This window comes from Flavobacterium sp. (genome assembly GCF_043778725.1).
In the GTDB taxonomy this organism is placed as follows: Bacteria; Bacteroidota; Bacteroidia; order Flavobacteriales; family Flavobacteriaceae; genus Flavobacterium.
The window spans coordinates 1-2,068 of the sequence record NZ_JAYWFT010000070.1 but is presented as its reverse complement, the minus strand read 5'-3'; the positions used below and the strand labels follow the sequence as shown (position 1 = coordinate 2,068).

The 2,068-nt window shown below is 29.8% G+C and carries 3 protein-coding genes; all 3 read right to left on the bottom strand.

Going from position 1 to position 2,068, the window contains the following annotated elements:
• Window positions 1–101: 101 nt before the first annotated feature.
• Window positions 102–377: a hypothetical protein gene (locus ACH2CG_RS06390; protein WP_395063354.1), complete on the bottom strand. Its 276-nt coding sequence runs from the start codon at window positions 375–377 to the stop codon at window positions 102–104.
• 8 nt (window positions 378–385) lie between these two features.
• Window positions 386–814: a hypothetical protein gene (locus ACH2CG_RS06385; protein WP_395063352.1), complete on the bottom strand. Its 429-nt coding sequence runs from the start codon at window positions 812–814 to the stop codon at window positions 386–388.
• A 176-nt stretch (window positions 815–990) separates the two neighbouring features.
• Window positions 991–2,068: T9SS type A sorting domain-containing protein (locus ACH2CG_RS06380; RefSeq protein ID WP_395063350.1), on the bottom strand; the 1,078-nt coding region annotated here is incomplete at its 5' end.

Sequence of the window (2,068 nt, the reverse complement as noted above, 5' to 3'; positions counted from 1 at the left end):
AACTGCGTATTTTCTGCTAAGATAAAATTTCTTGCGGAAAATAAACGTGAATTTAGCACTTTTCTCGCCATTTCTTGTAACCGCTGTTGGCAGTAGTTTTTTTAATACTCAATGTTGATTTCGCAAACATTAATAAACTTGTTTTCTATTACAAAATTTTCATTTGCTGTATTTACGATTTTCGCAATTGTATAATCGTAACCTTTAGATACTAAAACTTCTTCTTTAGCAATTTCATTAAAATTTTCAATTTTATATTTTCCTTGTTTTAATTTTAGAAAATTTTCTGTTAGAGGTTCATTTTTTGTTGCTAAAATTATAAAGTTTTCACTTTTCCTTTCGTCATATTTAACAATTTCACCGATGCTATAATTCATAATAATTTTTACTTTTTGGAAATGTTTAGATAATTTTCTGGATTTATCTCAACCATTATATTTCCTTTTTTATATTGTGTGTATGATTTTCCATTATATTCTACAATTTTATTTTCCCAAGTTTTCAATTTGAATATTTTAATTAATTTTTCTAGGTTTTCTTTTGTTGTTGGATTTATACTTATTTCTGTTACGTTTCCAAATTTGTTTGTGAAATAGTTAATTTCAATTTCTTCTTTAAATAATTGTTTTATGTAAAAAGATTCTTTGTGAATGTCATTTGGATGAACTTTTTCTTGAGTAAATTCATTATAACCATTTTTTAAGAGAAATGTTTTCAGCTCTTTGATGCAATTTTTGTAATCTTTTCCAATAGAAAATTGAGAGTACATTGAAAATTGACAAAGCAATAAAGATATTAAAATTAGTTTTTTCATTTTTAGTTCACTTTTTTTTCGTTTCTGCGGTAAAATTACTGCCAACGTTCCAGGGCTTTGTGAAGAAGCGGATTTAATGCACTGATGTTTATTTTATTATTGATGTTTATTATAATTGTGAATGTTAATGTAGCACCGAACCCGCTTTTTCGCAAAACCCGTGTTGGCAGAAGATTTTACTCCACTACTATTTTAGTGTTAAATGAAAGGTTTTCAGCGTTTGTTATTTTTGCTATGTACATGCCTTTAGACAAATTGTTTGTTTTTATATTGTTTTCAATGTTATACAAGTTTTGAGAAAATAACTTTTTGCCAAGAACATCAAATATTTCTATTGTATAGTTTTCAACATTTTCATTTTTTAATAAAACCATGAAACTACCATTATTAGGATTTGGATAAATAGAAAATGAATTTTCGTTGAAAGTATTGACCGTTAAAGGTATTGGTTCGAAATGTGCAATAAAAATGTTTTTAGGTGTTCCATTGTCTATATCATAAGTTGCTAAATTTGATTGGTAGCAATTGGGTGTTGTTAAGCTTGTTGTACTTGTTGTTGTGCCAACAAGATAAAAATTATTGTTGTAAGGGTGGGTAATCATGCTGTATTCTGTTGCGTTACCGCCATAATAGGTTCCCCAAATTTTTTGTCCTTGGTCATTAAACTTACAAACAAAACCATTGTAATCTCCTATTAAATTGCTTTGATAAGCACCTGCTGTAGCAATGTTTGTATGTAATGCTGTTGAACCAGAAAGATATATTCCACCCAAACCATCAATATTGAGATTGCTAGTTGGGTTTGTTCCACCATTGGCTGGAAATCCAGTGTTTGATCCGCAAAATGTGCCCCAATTGCGAGTACTATTATCTGTGAATTGGACAATATATGGAGGTATTTCGCCTAAGGCATTTTCTTGAAATGTACCTGTAGTAGTAATTAAATTCCCAGAACCTTCACCAGAAAAATAAATTTTATTTCCAATTGTTTTTACAGAATTTGCCCCAACAAGATTATTACCACCATAGTAAGTACTCCATTCTCTTTGCCCATCGATATTAAATTTAGATAGGTAAGTATTTATACAACCTAAAGCAGTTGGTTGATACCCATTAAGACTGCCATAATAATTTTCGTTGTTGGGTATCGGTGATCCAGGATTACAACTACTAACGTGACCTCTTATATATAATGCCGTTGGAGTAGCGTTCATTGCGGTAATATAGCAAGGGTTGATGCTTCCGTGATAAGTT